Origin of the sequence: Pelatocladus sp. BLCC-F211 (assembly GCF_041928655.1) — a bacterium.
Lineage (GTDB): Bacteria > Cyanobacteriota > Cyanobacteriia > Cyanobacteriales > Nostocaceae > Pelatocladus.
In genome coordinates this window covers 1-16,275 of record NZ_JBHFLM010000094.1, presented here as the reverse complement: position 1 = coordinate 16,275, position 16,275 = coordinate 1, and the positions used below count along the sequence as shown (strand labels likewise).

Annotated in this window: 17 protein-coding genes; 5 read left to right on the top strand and 12 right to left on the bottom strand. The window is 39.8% G+C overall.

The window, feature by feature from the left end; translation table 11 throughout:
- Positions 1 to 421: 421 nt before the first annotated feature.
- Both ACE1AT_RS11600 and ACE1AT_RS11595 read right to left on the bottom strand, forming a co-directional pair.
- Positions 422 to 853: a CAAD domain-containing protein gene (locus tag ACE1AT_RS11600; protein WP_374868374.1), complete on the bottom strand. Its 432-nt coding sequence runs from the start codon at positions 851 to 853 to the stop codon at positions 422 to 424.
- A gap of 222 nt (positions 854 to 1,075) precedes the next feature.
- Positions 1,076 to 2,212, bottom strand: a complete 1,137-nt coding sequence (locus tag ACE1AT_RS11595; RefSeq protein WP_374868372.1) for a cob(I)yrinic acid a,c-diamide adenosyltransferase — start codon at positions 2,210 to 2,212, stop codon at positions 1,076 to 1,078.
- A 347-nt stretch (positions 2,213 to 2,559) separates the two neighbouring features.
- On the opposite strand from ACE1AT_RS11595, the gene fraC reads away from it, so the two are divergent.
- The 3 genes from fraC (at position 2,560) to ACE1AT_RS11580 (ending at position 5,067) form a co-directional block, all read left to right on the top strand.
- The gene (fraC, locus tag ACE1AT_RS11590; RefSeq protein WP_374868370.1) at positions 2,560 to 3,096 is read left to right on the top strand and encodes a filament integrity protein FraC; all 537 of its coding nucleotides are present in this window, start codon (positions 2,560 to 2,562) and stop codon (positions 3,094 to 3,096) included.
- A gap of 169 nt (positions 3,097 to 3,265) precedes the next feature.
- A complete protein-coding gene (gene fraD, locus ACE1AT_RS11585) occupies positions 3,266 to 4,279 on the top strand; it encodes a septal junction protein FraD (RefSeq protein WP_374868368.1) in 1,014 nt (337 codons plus the stop codon).
- A gap of 8 nt (positions 4,280 to 4,287) precedes the next feature.
- Positions 4,288 to 5,067: an ABC transporter permease gene (locus ACE1AT_RS11580; protein WP_374868366.1), complete on the top strand. Its 780-nt coding sequence runs from the start codon at positions 4,288 to 4,290 to the stop codon at positions 5,065 to 5,067.
- A gap of 98 nt (positions 5,068 to 5,165) precedes the next feature.
- On the opposite strand, the gene ACE1AT_RS11575 is transcribed toward ACE1AT_RS11580, so the two are convergent.
- From ACE1AT_RS11575 to ACE1AT_RS11565, 3 genes are all read right to left on the bottom strand, one after another.
- Positions 5,166 to 5,786 carry a pentapeptide repeat-containing protein gene (locus tag ACE1AT_RS11575; RefSeq protein ID WP_374868364.1) on the bottom strand — a complete coding sequence of 207 codons (621 nt, stop codon included), beginning with the start codon at positions 5,784 to 5,786 and terminating at the stop codon, positions 5,166 to 5,168.
- A gap of 435 nt (positions 5,787 to 6,221) precedes the next feature.
- Positions 6,222 to 6,800, bottom strand: coding sequence for a DUF981 family protein (locus ACE1AT_RS11570; protein ID WP_374868362.1), 579 nt, complete (start codon positions 6,798 to 6,800; stop codon positions 6,222 to 6,224).
- A gap of 81 nt (positions 6,801 to 6,881) precedes the next feature.
- Complete coding sequence (locus ACE1AT_RS11565; RefSeq protein ID WP_374868360.1) at positions 6,882 to 7,775, bottom strand: carbohydrate ABC transporter permease; 894 nt, start codon at positions 7,773 to 7,775, stop codon at positions 6,882 to 6,884.
- Positions 7,776 to 7,796: 21 nt separating this feature from the next.
- Here ACE1AT_RS11565 and purN point away from each other — a divergent pair, with 21 nt between their 5' ends.
- Entirely contained in the window at positions 7,797 to 8,465 is a 669-nt protein-coding gene (gene purN / locus ACE1AT_RS11560; protein ID WP_374868358.1) for a phosphoribosylglycinamide formyltransferase, read from the top strand.
- Between the two features lie 122 nt (positions 8,466 to 8,587).
- Here purN and ACE1AT_RS11555 read toward each other — a convergent pair whose 3' ends face one another.
- The 7 genes from ACE1AT_RS11555 to ACE1AT_RS11525 all read right to left on the bottom strand — a co-directional run bounded on the left by ACE1AT_RS11555 (position 8,588) and on the right by ACE1AT_RS11525 (position 12,899).
- Positions 8,588 to 8,953: a VOC family protein gene (locus tag ACE1AT_RS11555; protein ID WP_374868356.1), complete on the bottom strand. Its 366-nt coding sequence runs from the start codon at positions 8,951 to 8,953 to the stop codon at positions 8,588 to 8,590.
- 197 nt (positions 8,954 to 9,150) lie between these two features.
- Positions 9,151 to 9,714, bottom strand: coding sequence for an HdeD family acid-resistance protein (locus ACE1AT_RS11550; RefSeq protein WP_374868354.1), 564 nt, complete (start codon positions 9,712 to 9,714; stop codon positions 9,151 to 9,153).
- Positions 9,715 to 10,015: 301 nt separating this feature from the next.
- Positions 10,016 to 10,384, bottom strand: coding sequence for a hypothetical protein (locus ACE1AT_RS11545; RefSeq protein ID WP_374868352.1), 369 nt, complete (start codon positions 10,382 to 10,384; stop codon positions 10,016 to 10,018).
- A gap of 96 nt (positions 10,385 to 10,480) precedes the next feature.
- Positions 10,481 to 11,062: a CPBP family intramembrane glutamic endopeptidase gene (locus tag ACE1AT_RS11540; protein ID WP_374868351.1), complete on the bottom strand. Its 582-nt coding sequence runs from the start codon at positions 11,060 to 11,062 to the stop codon at positions 10,481 to 10,483.
- Between the two features lie 103 nt (positions 11,063 to 11,165).
- Entirely contained in the window at positions 11,166 to 12,227 is a 1,062-nt protein-coding gene (locus ACE1AT_RS11535) for a DUF3326 domain-containing protein (protein ID WP_374868349.1), read from the bottom strand.
- Positions 12,228 to 12,330: 103 nt separating this feature from the next.
- The gene (locus ACE1AT_RS11530; protein ID WP_374868347.1) at positions 12,331 to 12,507 is read right to left on the bottom strand and encodes a hypothetical protein; all 177 of its coding nucleotides are present in this window, start codon (positions 12,505 to 12,507) and stop codon (positions 12,331 to 12,333) included.
- 77 nt (positions 12,508 to 12,584) lie between these two features.
- Positions 12,585 to 12,899: a 2Fe-2S iron-sulfur cluster-binding protein gene (locus ACE1AT_RS11525; RefSeq protein WP_374868345.1), complete on the bottom strand. Its 315-nt coding sequence runs from the start codon at positions 12,897 to 12,899 to the stop codon at positions 12,585 to 12,587.
- 503 nt (positions 12,900 to 13,402) lie between these two features.
- Between ACE1AT_RS11525 and acnB the strand changes: the two genes are divergently transcribed.
- The gene (gene acnB, locus ACE1AT_RS11520; RefSeq protein WP_374868425.1) at positions 13,403 to 16,093 is read left to right on the top strand and encodes a bifunctional aconitate hydratase 2/2-methylisocitrate dehydratase; all 2,691 of its coding nucleotides are present in this window, start codon (positions 13,403 to 13,405) and stop codon (positions 16,091 to 16,093) included.
- Positions 16,094 to 16,275 lie beyond the last annotated feature (182 nt).

The window sequence follows — 16,275 nt, the reverse complement described above, 5'->3', positions numbered from 1 at the left end:
TGTACTCCTTTAATTAATCTGTTTTTAATCATTCAATCTAAGGACTATATTAGTTTTTTAGTCAAACCAGTCAAACTACCTAAAGAAGTGTTTAGAAAAGGCAAAAAAATAATTTTATCTGTCTACAGATATATATAATTAAATATCTTGTACAAATATTTTTTACTATAGAGTTTGTAGTGAGGACTTTAGTCCTCTTTGAACGAAAATAGCACTCACTATATGATTCCGAAATTGTTCGTAACAACAAGCTCCCCGAATTATTCAATAATCTAGGGAGCTTTTTTTCTCAATAAAACATATTTTTATCAGATATGCAGGCATAAATAAAAATAATTAATAAATCAAAGAGAAGAATTTATTTATTGCCCACTGTTACTCATGATGCAAATTTCAATTTATTTGCATCAAACTACTTAAATTAACCCAAAAATTGCTTTTTAAGAGAATCAATTTCTGCTGTTAATTCTTGGCGAGTAGATTCTTTAATGAGATAGCGGAAAACAAACCAAGTGGTGTAAACAATTCCTATTAACTCCAATAATGGTTGTGCTAACGGAACATCATTGATTGCATCCAGTACAGCCAGGATAACCTTCGCAGTCACAACTGCTGCTAGTAACCAAGCCAGAATGATGAATATCTGCTTGTATGCTTGAAAAAAATTATTGAAGTTTTGGGAAAAATCCTGCCAAAAATTCGCTAATTCTCTAGTAATCAGCTGAAATTGACTCTCAGGTTCTTGGGCTGGAGGTAACTTTGGTAAGTTTTGATTATCTGAACCTTCAATTGCTGCCACAGCTTCTGCTGAGGTAACATCATTGTATTGTTTTTGCTGTACTTCGGTTTCCATAGGTTGATGAAATGATTTTGTTGCAATGGAAAACTATGATTGCAGTATCTCCTAATATAAATTGTGCAGTTTCATCTTAATTTTTCATCAAACTTTTGACATACTTGTTTTTTCTTCCGTGAGAAGGAAGAATTATTAGCTATTAGTCCAGAGTCAAGTGTCAATTGTCCAAAGTCAATAGTTTTTTGACCATTGACCATTGACACTTGACCATTGACTAACTTAAAAATCTACACCTCGCTTCAGTTCCACACCTTGATTAGCATAATGTTTATGGCAATACACTTCAGAGTGAATGCTAGCTAGGTCAAAATAGGCTGGTTGATTTTGGCAGCGACCAGTGATGATAATTTCGGTATGACGAGGTTTGCGGAGTAAAGCTTGAACAATTGGTTCTACAGGTAGTAATTCTAAATCAACTGTGGGGTTGAGTTCATCTAAGATGATGGTTTTATAAAGTCCAGATGCGATCGCCGTCTTAGCAATTTCCCAACCTCGTTCTGCTTCCACATAATCTAATTCTTGGCGAGAATTACGCCAGACGATCGCATCTCTTCCGCAGCGTTGATGATCCATCACATCTGGATATGACTGTTGCAAAGCTGCTAATGCTGCGTCTTCAGTATAACCACTACCACCTTTAAGCCACTGCATAATTAATACACGGGTAGAGCCTGGATGATTAATACCTCGACCGATGGCTTGTAGGGCTTTACCCAAAGCACTAGTAGACTTTCCTTTACCAGCACCTGTGTAAATTTCAATACCTTCAAGTAACAGTTCGCTTGCAGTGGGGTGGTGATGGGGTTTCATTTCCGAGTGTAAATCCGCAATATCTAGCAACTTTTGCGGCGCCGCACGACCAGTAGCTATAATTTCTAACTCTTCAGGTTTGGATGTGAGTGTTCGTACCACCTCATCCACTGATAATAAACCCAAATCCAAGACAGGGTTAATTTCATCTAAGACCACAACTGAATATAAACCAGAAGCGATCGCACCTTTTGCAACATCCCAACCCCGCGCAGCTTCATATCGGTCAAAGGGCGTAATTTCATCTGGACCAAAAAATTCTGCTCTTCCGGTGCGAACTTGATCAATTAAATGGGGAAATCCGCGTTGCAAAGCTGCGATCGCTCCATCTTCATCATAATCTCGTTCTGGCCCTTTTAAAAACCGCAGCAGCAAGACGCGGTTGGAATTACTCGGTGTATTGATTCCCAAGCCAATTGAGCGCAAAACGACTCCTAAAGCTGCTTGGGATTTACCTTTACCTGCACCATCATAAACGTGAATTTGCCCTGTAACTCTTTGTTGACGCACTTGTGCTGTGCGAATTCCAATCCCGTTCCTTGTCATCTCACTCAAAGCTCTAAGTGGCAGTTTTTTATCTTACCCAAGGTTTTGTATCAGAAGGTAGGGGAAAATATACCGTCTTGAAAATGGGTTTGGCGGTGTAAGGGTGTACGGGTGTAAGAGGAGTCATATTTTCATACCCAATAATCCTCATCATTTGACTAGCTTGCGGCTATACTTTCTTAAGTTATTCAAGAAAGGGTGTAAAAGAGTGAGGAAATAAAGGTATGAGAGAGAAAATTCCCATACTATGATTTCAGATTAAAGAGTTTTAATCCGAAAAGTATTGCCCCTCAACCCTGATACCCTTATAACCTATAGTTAAATCTAGCAACTACCTGTTTCTGCTTATGTTTGATTTGCCTCTGCTTCCTAAAGTAGTACCCCTTGGTGCAATTTTGTTTAGTTTTTTATTTTTGTTGATTTCTATTCCGTTAGAAGCTTATATTTTAAATTCAGTTCTTAAATTTGATAAAAAAACCTCTAGCTTTTATGCCATTTGCATGAATTTATTTTCAAATGTAGTCGGTTGGATAATCTTTTTTTTGATAGAACCATTTATGTCTATCAGATTGAAAACAGGCTTAATGAATTTGATTTTCTTTGATCAAATACTACCTAGTATAATAAATTTGATGATTTTGACGGCATTTATAGTTTTTTTTGGGACTTTTTTAGTTAAATCATTCATTTTAAGAGCCGCGTTAATTTCGCTGACTGATTTTTGGAAAAAGCAAGATGAATCTGATAGTCAAAAGGTTTTATCTCGTCGCGAATTTAAGATGAGACTACAAACAAAAAATATATTTACTAGTGTATTAATAGCTAATGCACTTAGTTACACTGCTGTTGTTCTGATTCTATTTTTGATTGTCAGAATTGTTTAATTTACATTCAGAAAGATTTGATTTATAAAGTAAATCCTAAGTATACCAAAATTGGTGAGGTAAATAGGAAGTAGGAATTAGGGTGTGTTAAAGCTTTGCTATCACGCACAGAGGGTGAAAAACTAATGATTCTAATAAAATTTTTTACTAGTCATGTAAAGGTTGGAATATGGAGTTAATCAAAGATTTATTAGGTGTTTTCGGTTTTATTGGGGATATTTACGACAATATTAAAGATTTTTTTCTTCCCAAAAGACCTTTTGCTTGGCAAACATTAATATATTTAAGTATTTTTTCTTGGTTGATGTCTTCTTTATCATCAGGCTTTGTAAAATCGGCAATTGCTCTTTGTGGTTGGGCATTATTAATTGCAGGAACTGCTTGGTATACAACTGAAAATCCTGTAGTGATTCCTAGTACTAATATGCCTATTGGAGCATTAGTAACCGGGTTTTTAGTAAGTGCTTTTGCTTTTAGAGAATCAGGACAAGAAATTACAACCAGAACAATTGTTTTCTGGCCAACAATTTCCGCATTAATTACAGCAATTCCAGAATTTTTTGAAGGAACGGGAACGGAGTTTAGCACTCAGGTTCCTAAAATAGAAGAACGCCAAAAAATTATTGTTTTGGTTGCTGTTTGTATGGTGATCAGTTGTTGGTTGCAGTTCGGATTTGTAGTCAATAAATGGTTAGAAGAATTTCCGAGTTTACAGACAGACAATATTAAGCGTACTTTTGTGGTTACAACAGAACCACAACTCAGTAAAACTCCAAGAAATGGGGGTTTAATTCTGGGTAAGCTTGAGCCAATAGTGAAAGAACAAATAGCTAATAGACCTTGGTCAGAAGTAGAACAGTGGTTAAAAAGTGGGAATGCGAGAGTCAATAGTTTAGGTAGAGAAGTAATAGAAACAAGCTTACGTGAATTTGATGAAAAGTCTTTGTGGCGCACAGAAGCACGTATATCTAGTCTCGATCAGAAAAATCCTGACATCTATAAATTGGATTTACTGAGTGTCTGGAGTGGCCCTACTTCTACTGGACGTGAGTATTATCTGAGAAAAACTTGTCGGGTAGAACCTGTTAACGTTTCTAGCAGATCAGACCAAGTATTGAGAGTTGCAGAAATTGCATGTGGTCGCAGTAGCAACCGTATTATAGGCTCACCACCTGCACTGTGAGGTTTTATATGAATTTTGGCAGACTCTATGTAATAGCAACAAATGTGTTTCGAGAAGTAGTGCGCGATCGCATTCTGTTTATGATCGGTTTCTACATCATTATCCTTTCTATTGCTATCTACTTCTTTCCTCAATTTGCTGCTAACGCAGAAGATAAACTTTTTCTCGATTTTGCTTTGGCGGCGATGAATCTTCTTGGTTTGGTTGTCGCCGTATTTGTTGGTACTGGATTAATTAATAAAGAAATTGAGAAACGTACTGTTTTGGTGTTAATTGCTAAACCTATTAGCCGTGGTGAATTAATAGTTGGAAAATATTTAGGCTTGTTGATATTGCTAGCAGTTTTGATTACTGCTATGACAGTGATCACTCTTGTTTTTTTGCTATTTAGTCAAGTTACCTACTCAATAGTCAGTATTCTAATAGCTGGATTTTTTCTCTTTTTGCAGTTGTCTTTAATGACTGCTGTTGCTATTACCTTCGGTGTTTTTACTAGTTCACTATTAGCAACAGTTTTAACATTTGCTGTGTATTTAATGGGGAATATAAGTCAAGACGTATTAAAACTAGGTCGTCTCGGTTCCAAACATGGGATTGAAACATTCACTCAAGCTTTGTATCTTGTATTGCCAGATTTATCTAGATTAGACGTAAAAAATGATGCTATTTATGGTCTGGCTGCATTGCCTAACTCAATGACACTAATTAGTAACATTGGTTATGGCTTACTATATACCCTAATGCTGTTGGCGATCGCTATCCTCATTTTTTCCCAACGAGAGTTTTAGGAACGGGGAAAGGGAATCGGAGACAAGGGAGACAAGGGAGTAATTTTTCTCCCCACACTCCCCACTCTTCCCTTTCCCCGATCCCCGATCCCCTTTCCCTATCTTCTCAAATCTACTCGAATCGTTCCGTCGGGCATAATTGTTTCATAAAGTTTTGCATTTTTGAAGTTGGCATTTTCAAGATTAGCTTCACTTAAATTTGTTGCCATAAGATTAGCCCATTTTAAATCTGCACCTGTTAAGTTGGCTTGATTAAAATTGGCTTCTATTAAAATAGCTCCACATAACTTTGCTTCAGTGAGATTTGCTCTGACTAAATTAGCTTCAACTAACGCTGCTTCTATTAATTGGGCTGTACTCAAATTAGCTTCCCTTAAATCAGCATTGCACACAGAAGCATTCCATAATTTACTACCATTTAATTTTACTCGCCACAAACAAGCGCCACACAAATTTGCTTGGGTTAAATCAGCTTGACTTAAATCAGCATCTGAGAAATTTACTTGTTGTAGATTTGCTTCTCTGAGATTTGCACCAATAAGTATAGCTCCACTGAGATTTGCACTACGTAGGTCTGCTCCTCTAAAGTTAATTCTGCTTAAATCAATTCCTCTGAGGTCAATTCCACTTAAGTCACATCCACTAAAGTCTCTAGCTTCAATATTTTTATCTGTGATTTGACTTAATACTTGCTCTTGCTTGTTAGCATGATTTTTCATGTTATTTACCCCTAATTGTGCCTAGATGTAGTAGTAGGGGCGAAGCATTTGCTGATAAATATTTTTGTCAAACAAATCAATAGTCATCTCAATGCTTCGTCCGTAAAGTCCTGCAATTTTTTTTACCAATAATCAATGTTAAAAGTAATTCCGTATTCCGAATGATGAATTCCAAATTGAAGTGGTTTCATGCGTTTGTTCGGAATAAGTGTTCAATTTTGCCCTGATGACATCTGTATCTTGAGATTACACCCAAAATCTTTATACGCTAGATAGCAAATCAAGAGAAAATCCAAAAAAATCTCTGATCAATTGTGAAAACCATAATAGTACGTTCTTAATGGGAATTTTCTGTCAAAATACCCTGATAAAAATCAGGGAATGTTTATAATTCAGAACTTTTACTTTCATGCGATCGCTAGCATTGATACATGTTTACGGTGTTCGCATTGGTAATGGTTTCCAATTAGAATATTGGCCCAGATGATTCCAGTATGTAATATAACCGACAAAAGCAAAAATGAGGGCAGCAATTACTAGCAAAATTGCACCAAATAAGCGCCACTTACGATTTGTTTTCAGATACAGAGTTGGTGCCGCACAAACTCCACCTAATCCCGTTAAAATAAATCCAATTCCTGAGAGAAGTGGATTCCGTGTCAAATTCAGATTAATGATGCGTACCCCAATTACAATCGCAGCAAGTCCAGCAAAAAAGCCATAAATTGTGACTGTGAGCAAATCCCATCCCAAGGCTAAAGCTAAGGAAGCAGACAAAAATAAAATACCGAACAATACCGTCATTTCACCATAAGCAATGTTGAAAACTCCCTGTACTGGCCAAGTAAAAGTCATGTGTAAACCGGTAACTAGTGCGATCGCCCCTGTCATCCCAAATCCAGGAATCCACCGTTTTTGATAAGCGTGATCTAGGCCAAAATACACATAGCCAGCTAAAAGAAATAGTCCGGCTACCATATTAATCAACATCAAGGTGATATAGTTAACAAACATTAATCTAGATGTAGATAGTATTTAAATTTTATTGGAGTATAAAATCACCTTATTTAAAATCTATAGGTAGAAGCATTTTTTTTAACTCTCCTCATTCCAGGTTTGGAGCTGCAAATACACTAGCAACAGTGTCACTGCAAATAATACTGTTGCTGCGGCGGCTGCATAACCAAAATCAAATTGAGCAAAAGCCTCTTGGTAAATGTAATAAACCATTAAATTAGTAGAATTTAGAGGCCCGCCACCAGTCATCACATAAACTTGCTCAAAACTGCGTAATGTAAAAATCATGGTGGTAACGATCGCAAAAATTAAGGTTGATTGCAATCCAGGTAAGGTAATATACCAAAACTTTTGCCAACTATTAGCACCATCAAGTTCCGCCGCTTCGTATCGACTTTGAGGAATGGTTTGCAAGCCTGCTAAAAACACCACCATATTGAAGCCGAGTTGTTTCCAAATACTCAAGATAATCAGTACCGGCATTGCCCACACAGTACTACTTAACCAGGGAATAGGTTTTATACCAATAATATCCAATAGGGCGTTAACCGTACCATCATTTTGAAATAACCAGCGAAATCCCAAACCCCCAGCAACTAAAGAGATCATCGAGGGTAAAAAATAAGCACTGCGAATAAATCCCCCCAAAGGTAAAGCCTGGTTTAACAATAGTGCTATTCCCAAAGGAATCACCAGACTCGGAATCACAGTAGCAAGAGTAAAATAAAGGGTGTTAAAAATAACTTGCCAAAAATCTGAGTCAGATAAAAGACGCCAGTAATTTTTCAAGCCTACCCAGTGTGTACCGCCAGAACTGAAAATACCGGTAGTAAAACTGAGGTAAAACAAATAGGCAATTGGCCAAAGGATAAAAATACCTAATAAAATTAGTGCTGGAGTGAGAAAAAACCAAGCAGCAACGCTATCATTATCCAACCATGACTGACTAGATTTACTATATATTTTTGGCATCTATAAAATTAACCTGTCGTTATGACACTCCGCTCTGATTCTACCTTTAGCCTAGTTTCTCCTCAAATTCAAGACGCATTTAGTCAACACAAGCCGATAAAATTGGGAATCATGGCTTCCGGAAGTGGTAGTAACTTTGAAGCGATCGCCCAAGCCATCAAAGACGGGCAACTCAACGCCCAAATTCAAGTTTTAATTTACAATAACCCAGATGCCTATGCCGCAGTCCGGTCTGCTAATTGGGGTGTACCTGCTGTACTTCTCAATCACCGTGATCATAGTAGCCGTGAAGAGTTTGATCGGCAAATTGTCCAGGCTCTACAGCAGTATGATGTGGAATGGGTAATTATGGCTGGTTGGATGCGACTAGTAACACAAGTATTAATTGATGCTTTTCCAGACAAGATTATTAATATTCATCCCAGTTTGTTACCCAGTTTTAAAGGTTCTCGTGCCATAGAACAAGCTATAGCTACTGGTGTGAAAATTACTGGTTGTACAGTGCATTTAGTTTGTCTGGAAATGGATAGCGGCCCAATTCTAATGCAAGCGGCGGTTCCCGTTTTACCTGATGACACACCTCAAACTCTCCACGCCAGAATTCAAGTACAGGAACACAAAATATTACCGCAGGCGATCGCACTAGCAGCACAAAAAGCACAGATTGGAACAAAGGTTGGTGGTGGGTAAGTCCTGCGTGATTTAGTTGATTTTATGTCTTATACCTATCAAAGTAATACGGGAGCGTGAGGTCTTCTAGACCCCGTAGCAACATCAGTTTAGAATCCCCTGTGTTTCAACCAGGGGAGATGTCAAGGACGGGTGAGTACTTCTAAATTATGACCGTCGGGATCATAGAAATAGAAACCACGTCCCCCATTTCTATGATTAATTTGGTTTTTATTTTGGTGCATGGGATCGCTAGTATATTCCAATCCTGCTGCTTTAACTCGCTCAAAAATTGCATCAAAATCCTCATCACTGACATGAAATGCATAGTGATGTGACTCAAATTCTTCTCTATCAGCAAAGTCAAGCGTCAGAGTGTCATTAACATGTACAGCAGCGAAGTGACCAATAAAAGGTTCAACTTTCAGACCAAAAATTTGTGCAAAAAACTGCGCTGCTGCTTCTTTGTTATGTGCAGGTACGATAGTGTGATTCAAAGTAATTGTCATATTACCCTCCAAAGAAGAGTGGGGGAGTGTGGGGAGTGTGGGATGTGCTTGGAGTAAAAATGATTCCTATATTATCCTCCGTGTCCACACCACGTGCTACAACGCTCTTAACCCGCAAGGGCGCAGTGGCTCCCCTTGTCCTCCTTGTCCCCCTTCCCTTGTCCCTCGTTCCCTAACTTATTCTAACTGCTTAACAATTACACAGCTTGGTCGGAAGGATTTAGAGTAGAACGCCCATTCAACGACAACATTACACGAGAAACACCAGTGAACAGAACACTAACACCAACCAGTGTTCCAAGCAGCCAAGGTGCATTGAAAGGCCACTGGAACCAGATCATTGCACCTAAAATGAGGGTAATAATGCCGTCAGTGAGTACCCAAGTCCAGTTTTGTTGGGGACGTAACTTGAATGCTAGGATTAGCTCGAAAACGCCTTCAGTTAATAAGAAGCTACCCAGTAACAGAGTTAGTGTCAGAATACCTGTGCGAGGATAAATAAACAGCATTACACCTGTAGCGATGTAAAGACCACTCAATAATATTTTCCAAACAAACCCGCCTTGATCACGGGTATTATACGCATAAAATAACTTGGCAAACCCAGCAGAAATCAGGATGACTGCAACCCAGGTTTCAGCAAAAATAGTCGAGACAACAGGTAGTGCGATCGCAATTATTCCCAAAACAGTTAGGATAATACCCATCCATAGCGATCGATTGTCATTTTTGTTGATGTTATCAGAAATGTTGGTTGTCATATAAAATTTTTCCTTAGCTGAGAATAAACCTACAATCAGGCTAGAAAATTTCTCAGCAAGCAGGGTATAACCCTAAGATAGACTCCGGGTTATTTTTGGTACTATCTTTAATTCTACTTTCGAGTAGATGACACAATTTCTGTTTCAAACAGGGAACGGGGAATGGGGAACAGGGAACTAAACCTCGTCCATCTTGAAAAGAGGAGTTTTTCAAAAAGGACATTATGTAGGTTGGGTGGAACGGAGTGTAACCCAACCTACAAAACTACAGTTCTCAAAGTAGACGTGGTTTAGATTAGGATTACAAACCCAGCAAACTTCTTACTTTGATCACTAGCTGATTGGAAACATCAGGTAGGTAATTTCTGGCGTCTGTTACTAGTTGGTCAAAATTCTGAGGTAAATAGTTTCTGGCGTCTGTGACTATTTGGTCAAGATTTTGAGGTAGGTAATTTCTGGTATCTGTGATTAGTTGGCTGAAAGTTTGAGGAAGGTTAATGACTTCTTCCATAAAGTCTTGGGGAGCATAACCAAACAGCATCAACACAATAAAAATTACCAAAACAATAGCTGTTGTGCTAACAACTATCTTCAATACATTAAACAAGGCTTTCAGAACAAACCATGCAAGAATTAATGCAGCGATGGGAATAATTATACTAGTAGCCATGATTTTGTCTTGCTTATAAAAAAACAAATATTTCTAACTTTTAATTTTTAATATTTAATTTTTAATTTTTAATATTTAATTTTTAATATTTAATTTTTAATATCTTCCTACTTTCCACAAATAACTAGAAATAATATTTGTAAAGACATGAGCAATAATTGGCACTAACAAATTACCACTGAGGAGGGCGCTATATCCTAATATTAATCCAACAATACTTGCCCAAACCACATACGGCCATTGTTGGGAACCACTCAAATGCAAAACCCCAAAACAAAGACTGGATACGATCACAGCAGCAGCATCTAATCCAAAAGCTGGCAACATTACACCACGAAATAATAATTCTTCACTCAATCCTGGTAATAATCCCAACCAAATTAAATCAGGTAAAGCTAGGGGTTTGAGAATTATTTCTAAGTAATAATTGGCACTCCTACGATAAGGAGGGCAAAGTTGATAAGCTAAACCACTCAAACCAGTAATACTCAAGCCTAAACCTACGCCCAAAAGTAAATCTCTTGAATTCCACGTTAAAGGCATTAGGGTAAAACTGCCAAAATTCAACCATAGTTTGGCAATAATCCATAAAACTACAGCAGTTACTCCCATCGCCACTAGTACTTGGGTGCGTGTCAGGTATGGTATTTCTGGTTCTTGTTTTTCTGGTTGAGTCACGGAATTGGGGATTGGGGATCAGGGATTGGGGATCAGGGATTGGGGAGTAGAGGAAGTAAATATTAAAAATTAACCTACTAAACTACTAACCACTAACTACTAACTAATTATTTAAACAATGCAATGGCGAGATATTAGGACTAAGAGCGTTGGGGTTAATGCCAGCTTTATGGGCAACTAATACGCCTACTGCTTCTAAATATGAGTTTACCTCTATTGATTTTATCCCTAAAGGTTGGGGAGGAACTTGAAGCAGAGTATGATTTTCTCGAACTGTGACTATCAGGGATTGCGTCTGGCTGAGAGTTAGTAAGGCGCTACTGCCACATGCGGTTGCTGGCACAATCACGGCGTCTACTTGATTAGCCCAAATATCTGTTGGTTTAAGTATTTGTTCAGTTTCCCTCACGATAAATTGGGGTGCGCGGCTTAAACCAACAAGAACGCTTGGTAGGAAAGTATAACCTAATTCTTCGGCAGCGGAACGGGGAGATAAATCGGGATCTAGGGATGGAGGTAAAAAGGCGGGCGCATGGGCGCAAGGAATGTGAAACTGTCGCACTACTAAATGGCTAATCACAGCTTCAGCCCCAGCAATTGGATCTACGCCTTTGCCGTGACGGTAGTTTTGATCTGCTTGTTCATCAATATAATCGGGGAAACGAGCCACAACTGCGATCGCTTCTGCACCAGCTTTGTTAATTAATATTTCTGCTGCCCGTAGTAAACTATCTGGATTACCGATAGTTCCCCAACTTGCACCAGAGGCAGATGTACGTAGTTCTACATTTAAAGGTGCATCGGTAACTACATAATCTGTTAAAGATAATCCTAAAGTTGCTCTAGCTGCATCGGCTGCTTGCAGGTGTCGCAGGCGCAATTCTGGTTCTATTCCTTGGTCTAAAACCAAACCAATTCGATTTTGATGGACGGGACGCATACCCCAGCATCCAGCAGCAAATTTGTCAAGCCCATAACCTTCAACGTAGAAAGTATTGGGGAGATTCCAATATAAAGTTGCACCATTCATGACATTGGGGTGAGTGATCAAGCGATCGCAAACCTGGGCGATTGTTTTGGCAACGGGTAATGCATCGCCTGCATAACCACCAATAGCAGCACCAATGCCAGTTGGTACAATTAAAATAGAAGTATATGGACGCACAAACAATTAAAAAATAAAAAGTCAGAAGTAAAAAGTAAGAAATCAAAAGTAAGAATGGCTAATTGCTAATTATTAATTGGTATTAGCTATTAGCCATCAACAATTAAGCATCAGTAGTGACGACAGCTTCGACAGTTGCTTTTTGTTGGGGAACATCCACAGAAGTAATTGCCCAACGTAAAGGTTCACCTTGTTTTTTGAGTTCTGCTTCAATTGTTTTTTGTAATTCTGTAGGAGTTTCTTGGAGGTTAATTTCTGCGGTGATAAAATGAGTTGTCATTGTATTTGTTGGTTATTAGTGGTGAATGGTTAGTGGTTAGTGGTTAATATAAAACAATTAACTACTAACTACTAACATTATTTTCCAAATTGTAATTGATAAACTGTATCTTCTTTTTCTGTGGCAATTTTTAAATCGGAACGAGGATAGGCAACACAAAGTAAGACGTAACCCTGTTTTTGAAGTTCTGGACTAACGCCCATGCCATCACTTTGATCTACTGTACCGGAAATAATTTGACCAGCGCAAGTTGTGCAAACGCCTGCATGACAGGAACTAGGTAATTCTAACCCCTGTGCATCTGCAACTGATAAGATTGTTTGATCTTCGGGAACTTGTAAAGTATGAGTTTTGCCTTGATGGTTAATTTCAACCGTATAAATATTGGACATATACAATTTCCAAGAGTAATGCAGCAGACAAATGAAATATTTTATCTTAAAAATAGACGCACACTCAAATTCATCAATGGAAGCTAAATAAATATTTTCTTGCCAGAGTCTATATGCAATAGTAACTATAAGGGATAGTTATAAATCCTGACCAGACAAAAACTAGGAGTCCGCCTTCATTAATTTTGGCGGATGGGAAAGGTTAAGGGGAAATCTTCAGCAGGCAAAAGGTTAAAGGTTAAAATGATTTTTCTTTACTTTGCCCTTTGTCCTTTAGCCTTAGCCTTTATTTCAGTAGGCTGTAAATTACAAACCCTTTTGGGGTAAGGAACGTTTAACAGGGAGTAGGGAATGGGGCATGAATCAGTTAACAGTTAACAGTTACCAGTTTAATTTGATAACTGATAACTGATAACTGAGAAGTTGTCTCCCTTGTCCCTCATGTCCCTGTTCCCTTCTGGAAAACACGAGCAAAATTTGTGCCTGAACCTTTGGAGAGTGAAATGCTGGAATCATACCGTCAACACGTGGCTGAACGCGCTGCTTTAGGAATTCCCCCGCTACCGTTGGATGCAAAACAAACATCGGAACTGTGTGAATTACTGAAAAATCCGCCTGCGGGAGAAGAGGAAACTTTATTGCATTTGTTGTGCGATCGCGTATCTCCTGGAGTCGATCCAGCGGCTTATGTCAAAGCCGGATTTCTGAGTGCGATCGCTAAAGGTGAAATTACCAGTCCCCTGATTTCACCCATCGCAGCAGTGCAAATGCTAGGGACAATGATCGGAGGCTACAACGTCCAATCTTTAATTGAACTCCTGCAAACTCCCACCGTCTCCTTCTCAGATTCTTCCGAAACACCCCTAGTCATGGGGGGAGAAGGTAAAGAACCAATCGCAGCCTACGCCGCCGCCGCCCTCAGCAAAACTCTGCTGGTGTACGATGCCTTCCACGATATCTTAGAATTATCCAAAGTCAATCCCTTTGCAAAACGGGTAATTGATTCTTGGAAAGATGCAGAGTGGTTTACGATTCGTCCCGAAGTACCCGAAGCGATTACCGTCACCGTCTTTAAAGTTCCTGGCGAAACAAACACCGACGACTTATCCCCCGCCACCGAAGCGATGACTCGTCCGGATATTCCTTTACACGCCTTGGCAATGCTAGCATCACGGATGCCTGGGGCGTTGGATACCATTGCCGAATTGAAGAAAAAAGGACACCCCATCGCCTACGTAGGAGATGTCGTCGGTACTGGTTCCTCTCGCAAATCAGCCATTAACTCGGTACTTTGGCACATTGGTAATGATATTCCCTATGTTCCTAATAAGCGGGCAGGTGGATATATTTTAGGTGGTGCGATCGCTCCCATCTTTTTTAATACAGCTGAAGATGCTGGTGCTTTCCCCATCCAGTGCGATGTCACCAAAATGGAAACCGGGATGGTGATTACTATCCACCCCTACAAAGGTGAAATCACCACCCATGTAGAGACGCGCCATGGCGCGTCTGAGGAAGTAATTTCTACATTTAGCCTCAAACCCGATACCATTTTGGATGAAGTCCGCGCCGGGGGACGTATTCCCTTATTAATTGGACGTACTCTCACCGATAAAACCAGACTCGCATTAGGTTTAGAACCCAGTCCCATTTTTACCCGTCCCCAACAACCTACTGACACAGGTAAAGGTTACACCCTCGCTCAAAAAATGGTCGGTAAAGCCTGCGGTTTACCCGGTGTGCGTCCCGGTACTTACTGCGAACCAATCATGACTACCGTTGGTTCCCAAGATACCACCGGGCCGATGACGCGGGATGAATTGAAAGAACTCGCCTGTCTTGGTTTCAGTGCAGATTTGGTAATGCAAAGTTTTTGCCACACTGCTGCTTACCCCAAACCCGTTGATATCAAAACTCATCACGAACTACCAGACTTTTTCGCTTCTCGTGGTGGTGTGGCTTTGCGTCCTGGTGATGGTATTATTCACTCTTGGTTAAATCGGATGCTGTTACCAGATACCGTAGGAACAGGTGGCGACTCTCATACTCGTTTCCCCTTGGGTATTTCCTTTCCTGCTGGTTCCGGGTTAGTAGCATTTGCGGCGGCGTTGGGTGTGATGCCTCTGGATATGCCAGAATCAGTTTTGGTACGTTTCAAAGGCGAATTGCAACCGGGTGTGACTCTGCGGGATATTGTTAATGCTATTCCCTACGTTGCGATTCAAAAAGGTTTGCTGACAGTAGAAAAGCAGAACAAGAAAAATGTTTTTGGTGGGCGGATCATGGAGATTGAAGGCTTACCAGATTTGAAAGTTGAGCAAGCTTTTGAACTTACCGACGCAACAGCCGAACGTTCTTGTGCTGGTTGCACTATCAAACTCAGTATAGAGACTGTATCTGAATATCTGCGTTCTAATGTTGCTTTGTTGAAAAACATGGTAGCGCGGGGTTATGGCGATGCGAAAACGATCATGCGTCGTGTCGCCAAAATGGAAGAGTGGTTAGCGAACCCAGTATTAATGGAAGCAGATCCGGATGCGGAATATGCGGAAATTATTGAAATTGATTTGAACGAAATCAAAGAACCAATTGTAGCAGCACCGAATGATCCTGATAATGTGAAATTATTATCGGAAGTTGCAGGCGACAAAGTTGATGAAGTATTCGTCGGTTCTTGTATGACGAATATTGGTCATTATCGCGCTACTGCGAAAGTATTGGAAGGTGCAGGTGCAGTCAAAACCCGGTTGTGGATTTGTCCACCAACCCGCATGGATGAACACCAATTAAAAGAAGAAGGTGTATATGGTATTTTTGGGGCTGCGGGTGCGCGTACAGAAATACCTGGTTGTAGTTTATGTATGGGAAACCAAGCACGAGTTGAAGATGGTGCAACGGTGTTTTCAACTTCTACCCGCAACTTTAATAATCGCATGGGTAAGGATGCGCGAGTGTATCTTGGTTCAGCCGAATTATCAGCAGTTTGTGCGTTATTAGGGCGCGTTCCTACAGTACAGGAATATATGGATATTGTGGTGAAGAAGATTCATCCTTTTGCTGGGGATTTGTATCGGTATTTGAACTTTGATCAAATTGCTGGTTTTGAGGATGAAGGTAGGGTAATTGCGTTGGAAGATATGCCTAAGATTGAGGATATTTTGGGAATTCCTGCTGGTACTTTGCGTACTCCATAGTTAAAGTTAGGGTGGGCTATGCCCCAATACGGTTTAGTTAAGGCTAAAAACTAAAACTAGCGTAGGTTGGGGAGCCAGTGCGTTGCGGGGGTCCCAAGAGTTGTAGCACCTGGCGTTTGAGGAACGTAGACGCGCCCTGCGCGGCTTCTCGCAGAGTAACCCAACATTATCAAGGCTTTGTT

Coding starts and splice junctions, on each gene's coding strand:
- acnB (WP_374868425.1), top strand. CDS start 13,403: ATGCTGGAATCATACCGTCAACACGTGGCTGAACGCGCTGCTTTAGGA.
- purN (WP_374868358.1), top strand. CDS start 7,797: ATGACACTCCGCTCTGATTCTACCTTTAGCCTAGTTTCTCCTCAAATT.
- fraD (WP_374868368.1), top strand. CDS start 3,266: ATGGAGTTAATCAAAGATTTATTAGGTGTTTTCGGTTTTATTGGGGAT.
- ACE1AT_RS11565 (WP_374868360.1), bottom strand. CDS start 7,775: ATGCCAAAAATATATAGTAAATCTAGTCAGTCATGGTTGGATAATGAT.
- ACE1AT_RS11530 (WP_374868347.1), bottom strand. CDS start 12,507: ATGACAACTCATTTTATCACCGCAGAAATTAACCTCCAAGAAACTCCT.
- ACE1AT_RS11580 (WP_374868366.1), top strand. CDS start 4,288: ATGAATTTTGGCAGACTCTATGTAATAGCAACAAATGTGTTTCGAGAA.
- ACE1AT_RS11550 (WP_374868354.1), bottom strand. CDS start 9,714: ATGACAACCAACATTTCTGATAACATCAACAAAAATGACAATCGATCG.
- fraC (WP_374868370.1), top strand. CDS start 2,560: ATGTTTGATTTGCCTCTGCTTCCTAAAGTAGTACCCCTTGGTGCAATT.
- ACE1AT_RS11575 (WP_374868364.1), bottom strand. CDS start 5,786: ATGAAAAATCATGCTAACAAGCAAGAGCAAGTATTAAGTCAAATCACA.
- ACE1AT_RS11595 (WP_374868372.1), bottom strand. CDS start 2,212: ATGACAAGGAACGGGATTGGAATTCGCACAGCACAAGTGCGTCAACAA.
- ACE1AT_RS11555 (WP_374868356.1), bottom strand. CDS start 8,953: ATGACAATTACTTTGAATCACACTATCGTACCTGCACATAACAAAGAA.
- ACE1AT_RS11545 (WP_374868352.1), bottom strand. CDS start 10,384: ATGGCTACTAGTATAATTATTCCCATCGCTGCATTAATTCTTGCATGG.
- ACE1AT_RS11570 (WP_374868362.1), bottom strand. CDS start 6,800: ATGTTTGTTAACTATATCACCTTGATGTTGATTAATATGGTAGCCGGA.
- ACE1AT_RS11525 (WP_374868345.1), bottom strand. CDS start 12,899: ATGTCCAATATTTATACGGTTGAAATTAACCATCAAGGCAAAACTCAT.
- ACE1AT_RS11600 (WP_374868374.1), bottom strand. CDS start 853: ATGGAAACCGAAGTACAGCAAAAACAATACAATGATGTTACCTCAGCA.